This window comes from Roseovarius sp. ZX-A-9 (genome assembly GCF_028369135.1).
Taxonomy (GTDB): Bacteria; Pseudomonadota; Alphaproteobacteria; order Rhodobacterales; family Rhodobacteraceae; genus Roseovarius.
This window is the reverse complement of the sequence record NZ_JAPWHW010000013.1, coordinates 21238-36935: the sequence shown is the minus strand read 5'-3', so window position 1 is coordinate 36935 and position 15698 is coordinate 21238. Positions and strand designations below refer to the sequence as shown.

The 15698-nt window shown below is 57.5% G+C and carries 1 protein-coding gene (running past one end of the window); it reads right to left on the bottom strand.

All coding sequences use genetic code 11. From position 1 onward, the window contains the following. Nucleotides 1-15698, bottom strand: the 5' portion of a protein-coding gene (locus O3306_RS13600) for a tandem-95 repeat protein (protein ID WP_272008230.1). Its footprint begins 14803 nt before the window's first position; only the first 15698 of its 30501 coding nucleotides appear in the window; its start codon is at nucleotides 15696-15698; its stop codon lies beyond the left edge, outside the window.

Here is a 15698-nt window from a genome sequence, read left to right as displayed (position 1 = left end):
GGGTTGATGAGAGCACCTTCAATGATGACGCGGTCTTCGGTGCCGATGACACGCAGATGCAGGTCGTCACCTGCAGCAAAGACTGTAAAGTCCATCGGGGTAAGTGCCGCATCAATCAGGATCGCGTCGACACCGTCTGTTTCGACAATGGTGTCGTTGCCACTGCCAATGCCAAAGCGGTAGGTGTCATCACCATCGCCACCACGCAGCAGATCGGCCCCAGGTCCGCCAGTCAGATCGTCGGCGGCATCTCCGCCAATCAACTCGTCAGAGCCCGGGCCCCCAATCAGGGTGTTGTTGCCCGCGCCGCCAACGATCGTATCGCTGCCTGCGAGGCCGTCGATCACATCGTCCTGGTCAGAACCGATGATCAGATCGACACTTGCGCTGCCCGCCGTGGAAAAGGCAATAAGGTCAGCGTGAGACCATACCGTTCCATCGTCAAAAGCAATCGTTTCAATAGCTTGAGACGCGTTGGCGAGCGCATCGACCAGATGAATCCGATCCTGAGTGCCAGAGATGATCAGGGCAATTGTGCCGTCGTTGACACCAGCGACCTCGATGTCCTCGGGTGCGATGCCGGGACCGAATTCCAACCGATCAAGGCCAGCCAGATCGATGATCTGATCAAAGCCGTCGCCCAGATCAAAGCGATACGTGTCATTGCCATCGGCATCGAACAAAAGATCGTTGCCAAGTTCGCCAATGAAGAGATCATCGCCGCCCATTCCGTCCAATGTGTCGGCAAAGTCTGTGCCCGTAATCGTGTCGTTGGTGTCAGAACTGTCGACCACCTGTCCACTGAATGGGATTGCGCGATCCAACAGCGTCGTGCGATCCCAGACCGTACCATCGTCAAACCGCACTTCGGCGATCATGTCGTCGATCAGACCGTTTTCTATGGTGATGCGATCTTCGCTGCCAGCGATCTTGAGGATCAGGTCGCCAGAGCCATCATCGGTCTCTTCAACAATGACATCTGTCACCGCGATGGTGTCGTCAAAGACAATCGCATCGCTGCCCGAAGACCACCCACTGTCGTTGATCAGATCCTGACCGAACCCGGCCGAGAACAGATATTCGTCGTTTCCGGGGCCACCGTCGATATTGTCGTCACCGGCGCCACCAACAACTGTATCGTCACCGTAAGACCCGTCGAGCGTGTCATTGCCGGCATTTCCGACGAGGAGATCTTCCTCAAAATCCCCGGCGATGGCATCGTCGCCCGGACCACCTTCGGGTAGCGGCGGGTTGTCCCCTTCGATGAAGGGCTGTTCGACCGTCTCAAACAGTGCATAGACATCCGATTGTGACCAGATCGTTCCATCTGCAAAACGGACTTCATCGATCTGGAAATCGTAAATCGTGATCCGGTCGTCGGTCCCTTGGATGCGCAAGGTGATGGCACCACTTTCTGGTTCCCCTTCCACCCGCAGGTCGTCCGGCGAGATACCCGCTTCGAATATGATAGCAGAGTCGACTTCCGGGTCGGACTGCATGTCGATCGTGTCCTGACCAAATCCCGGGCCAAACACAAAGTTCGCGCCGCCATCAAAGTCGACCAGTACATCGTTGCCTAACCCGCCGGTGATTAAGTCAAAACCCTCGCCGCCGTCGATGAAGTCATTGCCGCCATTGCCGCTGAGCGTGTCGTTGCCGGAGTCGCCAAAGATGGTCTCAAAGTCACCATCGCCAGTCAGCGCTTCGCCGGTTTCGTCGCCGAAGAGGTCGTCCGTCGGCAACGGCACGGCTACAGCCATCAGTCCTTCAAGGGACAGTTCGGAGCCATCAGCCTCAAACATCACCTTGTCGATTGCGCCACTTATCGGGCCCGGCTCTTCATCTTCCAGACCACCACCGTCTTCGACGGGATCCGGCGGGAAGATAGACGGAATCGGCATGAAGATGATGTCATTCGTGCCGACAAAGGTCAGCAGCAGAGAATCCTCGTCATCATCAATGTAGACAATAAAGTCAGCAGGCGACAGCGTGGCATCAAAGATGATGGTGTTGATGTCATCGCCCCCCTCGCCGCCTTCCTCTTCAAAGAAGAAGTTGCCGTCAAAGATGCGATCTTGGCCGAACCCGGCAGAGAAGCGATAGGTGTCGCTGCCGGACCCGCCTTCGAGATCATCGTCGCCCGGGCCACCGGTCAGGTCATCATCGCCATCCCCGCCATCGACGTAATCATTGCCACCGGCACCATCAATCGTGTCCGCGCCATCCCTGCCATAGATCGTCTCATCAAGGTCCGAACCGGTAAGAACGTCGTCAACTGCGATCTGTTCCGCAAAGATGACCTGTCCGTCGGGGTTGAACGGCACCGCGCGGGACAGTAGTTCAGTCAGATCCCACATCGTGCCATCGTCAAAGCGCACTTCATCGATACCGCCCGTCGCCGGATCAGCCAATGCACCGTCGACAATGGTCAGTCGGTCCGCACCGCCGGAGATCAGAAGGATCAGGTCATTGCCGTCCTGCGCAACGGTGACATCTGCAGGTACGATCGTAGCGTCAAACGCGATGGCATCGAAGTTGGCCTGGGTATTGTCGCCCTGATCATCCAACCGATCCTGACCAAAGCCGCGCGAGAGCGCGTAGACATCATCCCCTCCAAGGCCCTGCAGCAGGTCATTGCCGGTCCCGCCGACCAGTATCTCGGGCGCGTCGGTGCCGTTCAGCGCATCATTGCCGCCGCCGCCCTCCATCCGACTGCCGCCGCCGAGGCCAGTCAATATGTCGTCGCCCAGCCCACCGACGAGAAGGTTGGTGGCTGGGTTGCCTTGCACATCCACGCCCAAGGGGCCCGGGTAGGGCACAGCCGCGGCAACCATGTCTGCATAGCTCAGGGTGACAGCATCACCCGTGAAGACGACGGATTCCACCCGTCGCTGGCCATTGCTGCCCAGTGCGTCGACGATACGCAGTTCGTCTTCGGTCCCATTCACACGGAGGACGAGATCATCACCGTCCTCAAAGATCGTGACACTTGTCGACGGGATAGTCGCATCAAACTCGACCACATCGGTGCTGTTGCGAGAGGACCAGCCATTGTCTTCATCGATCAGGTCACGGCCAAAGCCTGCAGAGACCAGATAGGTGTCGGAAGCTCCGGCGCCGCCAACTAGGCTGTCATCGCCCGGACCGGCGATCAGCGTGTCAGCCTCGCTGCCGCCAATCAGGGTATCGTTGCCCAGACCGCCATCCAGAAGATCAGTGCCCGCGTCGCCGTTCAGGACGTCAAAGCCGTCACCACCATTTACCGTGTCATTGCCCGATCCTGCGGAGATCTCATCGTCGCCAGCCAGTCCGTTGATCTCTTCGTCGGCAGTCCCACCCAACAGGGTGTCATTGCCGTCTGTGCCCGTCTGCGCCAGAGCAACGAGGTCCGCGTGGGTGAGTTCGGTGCCGTCTTCGAACCGCACAAATTCGACGATGAAGTCCGCGCTGGTCAGACCATTTTGAATGACAACCCGATCTTCGCTGCCTTCAAACTCAAGGATCAGGTTGTCGCCGCTTGTGCGCACTTGCAAATCGGCTGGATCAATGCCCGGCCCGAATTCGATGACATCGGCGGAGGAGTTATTGCTCCAGCCGCTCTCCGAAATGATGTCTTGGCCGAAACCAACTTCAAAGCGGTAGGTGTCGTTTTGGTCATCACCTTGCAGGAAGTCATTGCCTGCACCGCCAATGATCGTGTCAGCCCCATTTTTGGAAATGACGGTGTCGTTGCCGCCGCCAACGTCAATAAAGTCCGCATCATACCCGCTCTCGACCCGCTGGTCCTCGTCCGATGGCGCATGAGCCAACGCGAGCAGTTCGGCGTGAGTGAAAGTGCGATTGTCGTCAAAACGGATGGTTTCAACACGCTCATCGGCGTCGTTGATCGTGCCCTGGATGAGCAGGCGATCGTTGCTGCCTGTGAAGGTGATGATCAGGTCGCTTGCGGTGGCTTCGACCCGCATGTCGTCGGCACTGAGCCCCGGGCCGAACAACACGAGGTCGGCGCCGGAATTGTGGGACCAGCCACCTTCCGAAAGGATGTCCTGCCCAAATCCAGCATCGAACCGATACGTGTCATTCTGGTTGCCGCCGGTCAGCAGGTCGTTGCCAGTACCGCCGGTTATGTCATCGTCCCCGTCTTTGCCGCGCACGGTGTCATTGCCGCCGCCTGCATCGATAGTTTCAGCATCGCGGCTGCCTTCGTAGATTTCGTCATCGCTGCTTGGCTGATGGGCCATCGCCACGAGTTCCGCATGGCTGAGAGAGCGACCGTCCTCGAACAATACGGATTCCACCCGGAAATCGTAATTCGCAAGTGTGTTTTCGATGGTGATCCGGTCTTCGGTTCCGACAACCCGCAGGATCAGGTCATCACCTTTGACATCGACGCGGATATCCTCAAGCGCGATGCCCGCGCCAAATTCGATGAGATCGGCCCCCGAGCGATTGGCCCAACCACTCTCGGAAATGATATCCTGACCAAAGCCAAGGTCGAACTGGTAGACATCATTGCCCTCGTTGCCGGACAAAATGTCATTACCCGTCCCGCCGATGATCGTATCCACGCCGCTCCCGGAGATGATGGTGTCATTGCCACCGCCAGCATCCAATGTCTCATCGTTGTAGCCACCGATCAACGTCTGATCGGCATCGGTCGTTGGGTTGGCCAGTTCGACGAGTTGAGCGTGGGTCAACTCGGTACCGTCCGCGAAGCGGACCGTCTCGATCCGATCCCGATCGGTGGATAGGGTGTTCTTCAGGGCGACACTGTCATCCGTATCCTCAAAAGACAGGATCAGGTCTGCACCGCTGGCCGTAACGCGCAGGTCGGCGACGTCTAAACCGGCCAGAAACTCGATAACGTCCGCTGGTGACCCGGAACCGCCGGCGTTGTCCTCGACCTCGTCTTGGCCGAAGCCGGGGCCAAAGACATAGACGTCGTCCTGATTGCCCCCGACAAGCCGGTCGTTGCCTTCATTGCCGATCAGTGTGTCGTTACCGTTTAGCGCAGTCAGGGTGTCGTCACCCCAGCCGCCTTCCAACGTCTCGGGATCGTTCGTGCCATCAATGGTTTGCGGGGTGACACGTTCGAAAGCAGCACCGTTCAGGTTGCCTGATGTCAGCTCTTCCGCAGTGACGTCACGCAGCCGGATAATGCGCCGCGCTGCGTCGAGGTCATGAACGCCGTCATCGACGAAATAGATATAGGTATCATTGGCTTCCTGACGGATGATCACGTCGCCGCCCAAGCCATCGGCCAGTCGGATGTCCAGCACATCGCCCAGATCGCCGGTTTCGAAATTGAGGATCGCGGTCAAAGCCGCTTCGTCGTTTTCTAGCGGCACAAAGAACTCGAACGTGTCCACGCTGCCATTGGTGGCTGACAACGTGCGAGGCTGCGTGACAGGGCCTGACCCACCACCCGAACCACCGCCATCGGTCCCTGCGGTGGCATCGTCGAACAGATCGTCGGAGAAAGGATCAGTCCCGGGTGTCGATGGACTTAAGAGCCGTTGCGCGGCCTCCTCGCTGACCAGTGCCGCAGCCATCTCAGCTTCATCCAGCGCACTGCCGTTGTCAAACCGGATCTCGTTGATGGGCTTTTGCGAGAAGGCGAACTGGTTCTTGATCAGAAGCTGATCGTCATGACCGATGAAGCGCAGCAAGAGGTCGTTGCCGATCTGAGTGAGGATTGTATCGGACTCAGTAAAGCCCGCGCCCAAGTGCACTGTGTCGTTGGAACCGGACCAATTGCCCGCCTCAACGACCTCATCGCGGCCATCGCCGGGGTTGAATAGATAGGTTGTGTCACCGCGGCCACCGGCCAACACGTCATTGCCCGCATTGCCAGCCATGGTGACGTCGAATTCGGCGAATGTCCCCAAGTCAATCGCATCATCACCTTCTGTGCCCTCGCTGGCGCGGGACATGATTTCGGCCAGATCCCAGCTTTCGCCGGTGGAAAACACGAACGCTTCGATCCGACCGTCGATATGGTCATCGCCGAGGTTGGTGAACATATTTCGGATCGTCAGACGGTCCTGACCACCTGCGATCGCGATCACAAGATCCGCAGGGCCGACAGAGACAAAGAGGATGTCGGACGGCGAAATCCCTGCCTCAAACCGAATGCGGTCAACCGCCGCAACGTCGTTGGATTCAACATCTTCGATTATGTCCTGACCATCGCCGCGGGCAAACACGTACGTGTCCCCTCCGCTGTGGCCCTGAGTGAGATCGTTGCCCTGTTCGCCATAGATGACATCGGCGCCCGCGCCGGTTTCGACCCAGTCGTTGCCACCACGGGCAAAGACGTCGCTTCCGGACCCGACGGTCGAAATGATGATGTGGTCATCGCCATCCGTGCCTGGAATGGCCCGCGACACGGCTGCGATGGATTGTGTGGTGCCATCAGCAAATTCCAGCGTGCCAACGACGGCATCCGGATCACCTGCAGGATCAAGCAAGGTCAGACGGTCATCCCCGCCTGCGATCTCGAGGATCAGGTTGCCGTTGATGTCGCGCTTGGCGGTAATGTCGTCGGGGCTGATATCGTTCCCGAAAAGGATCGTGCCAAACCCGTCCGTCGTTCCGTTAGAACTAATGCGATCCTGCCCATCCCCGCGCGAGAACAGGTACACGTCCTGGCCTTCACCATCGATGATCTGGTCATTCCCAAAGCCGGGTTGATAGACTTCATCCCCAGGCGTGCCGAGCAACAGATCGTCCGTGTCCGATCCAACCGCATTGACCAGATCCAGCAGCACATCGCGTGTCCATTCGGTGCCGTCGCCAAAGATCAAAAGCTCGATCGCTGCATTGCGAATGATGATCGCGTCGTCGCTGTCGACAAATGTCAGGATCAGATCATCCCGGTCAGCGGCCATACGCTCGACTCGCACGTCCTGCGGGCGGAATCCAGCAAGCTGCAACGTGTCAAAGCCTTGCTCGTCCTCAATAACATCCTGTCCGTCGCCGATGGTGAACAGGTAGGTATCATCGCCCCGACCGGCATTGGTCAGGTCATCGCCAGTGCCGCCCTCGACTGTATCGGCACGGTCGCTGCCGACAATGATGTCGTCGCCAGCGGTCTGCTGGCCATCGATCATTTCCCGAACCAGTTCAGTGGCCGTCCAAATGGTTCCGTCAGAGAATTGAATGGTCGGAATTGCGTTGTTGCCCAAAGCTCCGGCGATTTCGATCTGATCACCGGTGTTTGCGATTTGAAGGATCAGATCCTCAGTATCCGCATCGGCGCGCCGGACGCTTACCTCCAAAGGTATGAAATTCGGCAAGAGCAGGGTGGCCTCAGTGGCCCCCGGCAGCATCTCGACCCGATCCAGCTGACCACCGGCACCCAGTGCAACAACTGCGCCGTCGGCCATCAGAATGAGGTCGTGGCCCGAGCCGGGGTTCAGCGGCACACCGATCTCGAACAGGCTGGTATCGAGGATGTTTTGGCCGCCGCTGGATGTATTCTCCAGGATCTGCGTCCGAACGTCCTGAATGGTCAGAATGGTGCCGTTCTCGAACTCGAAAAACTCCACCGGCGTGTCGCGATAACCGCCCAGAACGGCGATCCGGTCGTCCGTGGCCGCCAGTCGAATGACGAGGTCGCCATCAACCTCTTGAAACGCAATGTTTTCTTCGGTGATCGTGGTGCCAAAGACCAACCGGTCTATACCGGCGGTGTCCAGAATGCTTTCGCTTCCAGAACCGTAGCCGAAGCGATAGGTGTCATCGCCACCACCGCCTTCCATCGCGTCATCGCCACCACCGCCATCGATTGTGTCGTTGCGCGTGTTCAGACCGATCAGCTCTTCGTCGCCGTCGCCTCCGGTCAGCATCCGGTCGAGGACTTCTTCCAGCGTCAGGAAGCTGCCATCAGCAAAGCGGAAGAGTTCGACTGTGCTCCCCTCCAGACCGCCCACAATTGTCAGAACATCCGACCCGTTGCCCAGATCAATCACCAGATCGGCGCCATCACGGGATACGATCAGAGCATCGCGTGTGACTGACGTGCCAAATTGAACCTCATCGATGACGCCAACCGCGTCTGGCCGCTCGATGATCTGGTCAAAATCGTAATCAGCGCCGAACGCATAGACATCCGCTGCCGATCCGCCCGCCAGAGTGTCGTCGCCCTGGCGTCCATCCAGAACGTTCGGCGCCGTTGGGTTGCCTTCGATCAGGTTGTCACCCCGATTGCCGCCCTCGATCGCCAGCAACTCTTCGACATCGGCGATGTCGAGGAAACCGCCATCGCTGAACTCGAAGCGTTCCACACCGTTGTCGAGATCGAGAAACTGGTTACGGATACGGAGCGTATCTGTGCGTTCGCTCACCGAGATCACCAGATCATTGCCATCCTTGGTGAAAATGACGTTGTCCTGGGTGATGTCATCGCCAAATTTGACGATGTCATCGACCGGGACAATGATCCCTTTACGATCGGCCCACGACGCCCGCACACGGGTGTCGACAATAATGTCCTCGCCGTAACCGACATCAAACAGGTAAATGTCACCGCCGTCGCCGCCAATCAGAGTGTCATCGCCGCCGCGACCGTCCAGCAATTCGGCAAAGTTCGAACCTGTGATGACCTCGCCGTTGTTGGTGCCGACCAGATCGATGTCTTCAGGATTGAAATCGGTGAATTCCAGGGTGCGGTCGTCGAATTGGAAGTATTCGACAGCGAACTGTTGTTGACCTGCGCGCACATATTGGTTTTCCAGAATGACCTGATCGCCGGTACCCCGGATTGTCATAACCAGATCAAGCGCGGTGCGCGAGAACTCGATATCGCCAGAATCGAGCATCTGGAATTCGATCTTCTCAGAACCGCCAGAATCCAGAATGGTATCAACGCCATAGCCCGGAGAGAAGACATAGGTGTCGCTGCCGCTCTGACCCTCGAGCCGGTCATTTCCGAGCCCGCCATCTATCCGGTCGGAGATGCGTTCAAAACCATAGATCGTGTCATCGCCGTCAGTCTTGGCGATATCAACATAGTGCTGGAGCAGCTTCAGATAGCCCCATTCTGTGCCATCACCAAACTGGATGTCTTCAATGAGGTTCGTGAACCCGACGAGAAGGATATAGTCTAGGTAATCGGTCAGAATGACCTCATCCTCGGTGCCGGTAATTCGGAGCGTCAGCGTGTCGCCACTGCCATCCCGCAGGAAGTCGAAATCGGTCCAGCGTAGATCACCAAGGAATTGCAGTTTATCATCCTTGGGGCCGAACAGAGAGGAGGCAAAGTCGGCGTCCAGCACCACATCCCGGCCGTAATCCCGTCCAAAGAGGTAGGTGTCAAAACCCTCTTCACCGCTGAGGAAGTCGTCCCCCGCACCACCGTCAAGGGTATTGGCATTCAGCATGCCATAGATCGCGTCATCGCCATCGGTTTTGGCATTCGCGATGACCCTGTTGACGATATCGGTGTATTCCAAGACCCCGGCTTGATCGAAGATGATCTTTTCGATCAGGTTCGGAGCGACGAAGTTCAACCCGTCATCGGCGCCGATCGCTTCGCTGAATGCACCAAGGTTCAGGCGCAACCCACCAAATTGTCCAACCAATTCAATGGAGTCATCCGTCAGATTGCCATCAGCATCCATCAAGGTGATCAACAAGTCTTCGCTGCGACCGTCGCGGGTCAAGTACAGATCGTCTGGCGTGATGTCGCCTTGGAACATGAGAAAATCCATGCCCGCCTGAACCGGTCCGAACGAGAAATTGCCGAGGTCATCGATCACGTCCTTACCGTGACCGCGTTCGTAGATATAGGTATCTCCACCTGCGCCGCCGCTCAGGAAGTCGTTGCCGAGTCCACCAAACAGGATATCCCCGGATCCCGATCCGTAATAGGCATCCGCTTCATTCAACGCCGCGCGATCAAAATCGACGACGGCAAAAGAAATTCTGTAGCGGTCCCAAACCTGCCCATCGGCAAAGACGATTTCGTCCACGCCGGTCTGCAATTGGGTTCCATTGGCGAGATATGTGTTCCGCTCGCCAAGGAACTGATCGGTCAGGCGTACGAAATTCGCACCATCATTGTAGAACAGGATCAGATCTTCGCCGTCGCGCACGGCATTGACGTCGTCGGAGCGCAAATGCGCAAAGCGAAGCTGATCTGCATCACCGAGATCGCGGTCGTATATGATGTCGTCCCCGGAATTCCGCCCGATGACGTAGATGTCGGTTTCAATTGCGTTCGGATCGAAGGCCTGTTGATTTTTATCAAAGCTGCCAATGACTTCCTGATCGCCTTCGCTGATATAGAAGAAGTTGACGCCTTCCTGACCAAGGACTTCGGTGTCGGTCGACTCATGCGTCACGATCCGGCGTTCATCGATAGAGAACGCGTTGGCAATGGCGATAAGGTCGAGATCTACGGGAACGTTTTCGAAGGCTGCCACAATCGTCTGGAAGATCGAGGCTTGGTCAACACTCGCCTTGTTGTCAAAGAAGAAGGTTGGATCAGCCGGTTCGTAATCCGGATAGACTTGGGTCAGCAGCACGTTCCAGTCGACGAAATAGTCGTAGATAGCATCGTCGTCGTTGCTATCCGGCGCGCCTTCGAAAATCGCCTCGAACATCGGCACTAGTTCGCGGTCCGACGTCGGTCGGTACACATCATCCTCGATGTCGTATTCGATGTCGCGGGCAAAGTCCTTGAGTCCGCCCTGCAGAGCAAGGCGAACAGCCAATCGACCACTGGTCAAGTAGTATTGCTGGAAGGAAATCTCCACCAATTCGATCATTGGGTCGATGACGGACACGAACTCTTCGGTTGAGGAGGTGTAGTTTCCGCCTTCGACAATGCGGTAGTCGATCAGGCCGGTGTTATTGTCCAGCGTCGCGGACAGCATCTCTTCCTGAAATTCAAACCCTGCAAGTGAAACGGAGAACTGGAATTGCCCGGGTGACAGGAGTTCGACGCGGTAAGTGCTGTCCTCGGTCGTACCAACCTCGTCCAACGTCTCAAAATCGACCTCAAAGTTGCGCAGATTAAACTCTCGGCTATCGCCGACTTTGAACTGCAACTCCAGTGCCCGGTCCAGATTGCGGGCCCAGACAAAGAATTTCCCATCCTGATCAGTAACTTCGACGGTGTAGTCGACGACAATCCCGTCATTGACCCGAATGCCGATGGTTTCGACTTCGATATTGGCAAACGGATTGAACTGAAGGTCTTCCGTGCGCCATTCTTGGCCTGAGTCGCGGGGCAGGGCGATGATGTCGTCTATCGTAGGCTCAGCAATGACTGCACCGGTGTCATCGACGATCTCGCGCCCGCTGGCCAGGCGCCAGGATCCGTCCGGGTTCTGGATTCCGTAGTCGTCGATGACCGCCCGATCATCGACGATCCGCATCAGGTAAGGAGCGTTTTCGCGGGATTCGACTTCGGAACCGCGCGTAGTCCGGGACCACGTCTGTTCCAGCTGCCACGTCTGATCCGCGTCGGCGGACATGGCAAGCAGGTCTTCCATGGTGGCGCGGGCAATTGGATCCCCATTCACATCGGTGATCGGCGCGCCGCTGTTCAGCGTCCAATAGCCGCCCGTGTCGTCTTCGAGGTAGATGCCGTAATCGGCCAGCGAAACGGTGCCATCGGCGGCCGTCTCAAGCAGTACAGGCGTCAATTCCCGGCTGGTTTCGAGGGTTTGTCCCCAATAGCTCAGGACCGGTCCGACTTGCTCTCTCAGCAAGAAGTAGTCTGGCAGGGTCATCGACGCGGCGGCATCGGCGACGACCTTGCCAAAGGCAATGTCGTTGGCTACCGCGATGCTGAGGTCCGTCATCGAACCGTAGCCCGCGCTGTCGACATTGAAGTCCTGCTGCCAAGCGGCCAGCCCTGACTCACCGGCATAGCGCGTAAACGTATCGATGCTTTCAAAGATCGCCTCGAACATATTAAGCACGGTGCCGTCGGCCCGCATGATCTCGCCCGCGGACAAAAGTTCGGTCCCCTGAGGAGTTGTAACACCCAGTTCGGTATTGTTCAGATCGATGGAGACAATGCCCAAGTCGTCAAGTGATCTCAGCTCACCGGCATCGGTTTCCCCATTCGAGTTGAAGTCCTGCCATATCTGCAATTCCTGCCAGATGATGTCGGCGGCCGTGATCTTGCCATCGGCATTGCCGCCATTTTCGATCAGGTCGTGGTGAGAGAGCTCGGCATAGCCGCCTTCGAACTGGTTGCCGAACATTTCGCCAATATCGTCGATACGGCCGTTGTCGTTCTCGTCAACAACAAGAAATCCGTCATCGCCCTTCACCCAGCCGGTGACTTCTGCAAAAAGGTCCTGATCAAGATCGAAGAAGATCCTGTTGTCGCTGATATCGAGAGTTTCGATACCGTCGCCATCAAGATCGATGATCAGCGGGTCAGCACCGGTCACCCAGGCAGTATTCTTGGCAGTGCGCACCGCTGCGCCAGCCAGCCAATAGGCGCCGTTTGCCGCTGACAGAGCCGAGAGAGCGGCAAACAAACCGCCAATCATTGGCGTTGCCTTTATGAAGTTGGACGCCGCGCCCAAGCCTCCCAAGATGAGGGAAATGCCGCTCGGAAGATTCCACAGCATGCCCAAATCTGCGGTGTTGTTGAGGGCGCTGTCCGTAAAGCTCTGGAAGCCGCCCGTCGAAATATCGACAAGCGTCGAGACAAAGTTACTGTCTCCCTTGGCTTCTTTGTAGTAGTCAAGCGACTTGTCAAAGTCGTAACCGGCGACACGCTGAAATCCGCGCGGGCTGACCTGCGTATCGTCGCCAAATTCGTACTCTTCGGGGACCGAGGACCCAGTTGAGACACGGAACAAGATGTCCGTCATGTTGGCAAGATAGAGGTCGGATTCGCCCTTGGCGCCTTTCTGGGTGAAATAGATAATATTTGGCAGCCAGGTGTCGTACAGGGGAACAACCCCTGTAGCCAACCCACTTATTAACCCAACAAATGCAAAAGCGTCAGCGACAAGGCCCAGGACATCGAAGCTGCCCGTGGCAGCGCCCAAGGCAAACGACGTGGAGGTGTTGGCCGCATCGCCCCCGGTCAGAGGCACCCCGTAAAAGGACAGAACATCGTCCTTTTGCGGGTCGAAGATAGTGGTGTCTGGGGCGAACCAGAAGTGGTCTGCGTTCTCGCTGCCCTCACTCACGGCCGTCGTGCCATCAAGGCCGTCATAGGTGTCGCCGTAAAGCTCGCCACCTGCCGAGGCGTTGATGATCAGGTCACGACCCAGACCACCGGCAGTAATCACGTTCTCGCCACCGACGACGACGATAAGGTCGTCACCGTCTCCGCCATCGATCACCAGTTGCCCATCGGCAGGTGTGGTCGAAACATAGGCAACGTCGCGCCCGCCTTCCAGGCGGATGTTGCCTGTCCCCGAATGTGTGCCGTCATCTTCGGAGGTCATCACGAACCGGTCGGATTCCTCGGTGAAGATGATGCTGTCGACGTTCTTGAAGCTCACCTTGTCGTCGGGAATAACGTAGTCTTCTACGATGACTGCGCCATAGACCAGCGATGGCAACGCGTTGCCGACAACCGCAGACGTCAGGTACAGGGCGTTGTAGGCAGCCTCTGCACCGATTGCCGTGGCCTGAAGGTGACCGTCGCGGTAGTAGACACCGCGATCCCCAAAGAACCCGTCACGCGTATTGAAACGCAACACGTCGCCTTCGGAACCAGAGTCATCATGATTCCCAAAGTCGATCACGATTTCGTCGCGGAAGATGTCGATCCACTGATCCTTATCGATTTCAACGTCGTCTTTCTGGTCGCTGAGGAAGATCGTTTCGACGTTGAAAATCAGGTCATCGACGGAATTCCCGTTCGAGTCGACGCCTTCGATCTGAGCCTGGACAGTGAATTCGTCGATCAGGCCAAAGCCGCGATCGGCGACGTCGGGGGACAAAGTAATACGAAGAACATTTTCGTCAGGGCCCGTACCGTAGTCGAGCAGGTCATCCCCGTCCCCGCCCAGAAAGACGTTGATCCCCGCGTTGGAGATTAGGGTGTCGTCGCCGGAACCCGCCTTGATGAAGTCATCACCGTCGTTTCCGTCAATCGTGTCGGCACCGCCATGCCCGAACAGCAGGTCATTGCCCAGCGTCCCAGTGATATCTTCGTCCTGGCCGTTCCCGATGAAGACGTCGACCGAGGCGTCGTCTCCGCGCCCCGATGCTGGCCCCAAGACGCGTTCCGGCAGGACGAAGGTTGTGGCACTTTCCCGAGCGCGCAGGTGGAACCGGTCGAAAATCTCGGCGGAGTCCGCTTCCCAACCGACTAGGGCGAGGTCCTCTTGCGATGATAGTCCTGACCACCGCAGCAGCGTATCGACCCAGCCTTCGTCCGTCTGGGCAAAGAAGGTATCGCGGAAAGCCTCAAGGCCGAGCGGTTCCAGCTTGGCATCAAGACCCAACTGATCCTTCCACAGATCTTCAGAGGCATCAAAGGCCAGAGTATTCTTGTCGTCGGCAAGGGTCAGCACGCCTTCGCGGGCATCCGTGTTGTCTTCGATGTCCTGAATGGCAAGAGCGCCAGCATATTGTACCGCAAAGTCAGCCAACTGCTGCGTGACATCTTTGAAGAACGTGACGCTCAGGAAGATCGTGACCGTAGGTTCAAAAGAGACATAGTCCTCAAAAACCTTGCCCGGCTCGTCCTTCATGACCTCGCCAAGCTCGTCCATGTCATTGAAAAGTGACCAGATCGCGGTATCCCCGAACGGGCGCTCGCCGGATTCCAGCGCGGAATAGGCGATGGCCGACTCCATCGTGGACAGCGGATCGCCCTGATCGCCAATGAACTCATCGATACCGGGGATGGTTTCGGCAATGTCGCCGTTGAACCATGCGTCCCACATCTGCTGGCCGACTTCCTGCCACTCGGTTTTGCCGTTGTCGCGGGCCCAGATCAGGTGCACGAGCATCGCTTGGGAATGCAGCGCGATGGGCCAGCGCTCGCCGCCAAAGCTTGGAAGGGCCTCATATGGGCTGCCCAGCAGGGTGCGCGCGGCCGACAGGAATTCATACTCGGTCGAATAGGCGTCGATTTCGCCGGTTTGAAGGGTCGACGGAACATTGCCGTCAAAGTAGCGCGCCGCGGCAACCGGGTCACTCTGCGCCAGGTCGATGAGCCCGTTCGAGACACGCTCAAAGGGCATGTGATCATAAAGAGTGGCCTCGGTGCCATAAAGGGCGGCCACAACCCCCGCCAAACCACCGCCGAGCGAATGCCCGGTCATGGTCAGATCGCTTGGCTTCAGGTTGCGCACCTTGGTGACAAGCGGGCTGTCTGGATCATCCGGGTCCTCAGGCTCCTCGTACTCGATTTCGTAAACTTCGGTGATGTCCTGATAGAAATCGAGGGCGAGAGGGACCTGACCCCCACTCTCAAACAGCCCGTCGATCTCGCCAAGTGCCGCCGTCCAACCATTCACCGCATCCGTCAGCAGGGCGTCGAATGCACCGGCGTTGGTTCCGCGGAACGACAGCGTGACAGTGTCATCGATGGCCGCAACACCAGACGTGTCATAGGCCAGCGCGAAAAAGCCGACGTCCTGCCAACTGTCATAGATGGCGCCTGTGGGATCAATCGCATCGCGACTGAGAATCGTCGCATCCCCAATCTGGTTCCCGGTCAGCGCAAGCGAATTTTCGTATTCGCGGTTGTATACATCCAT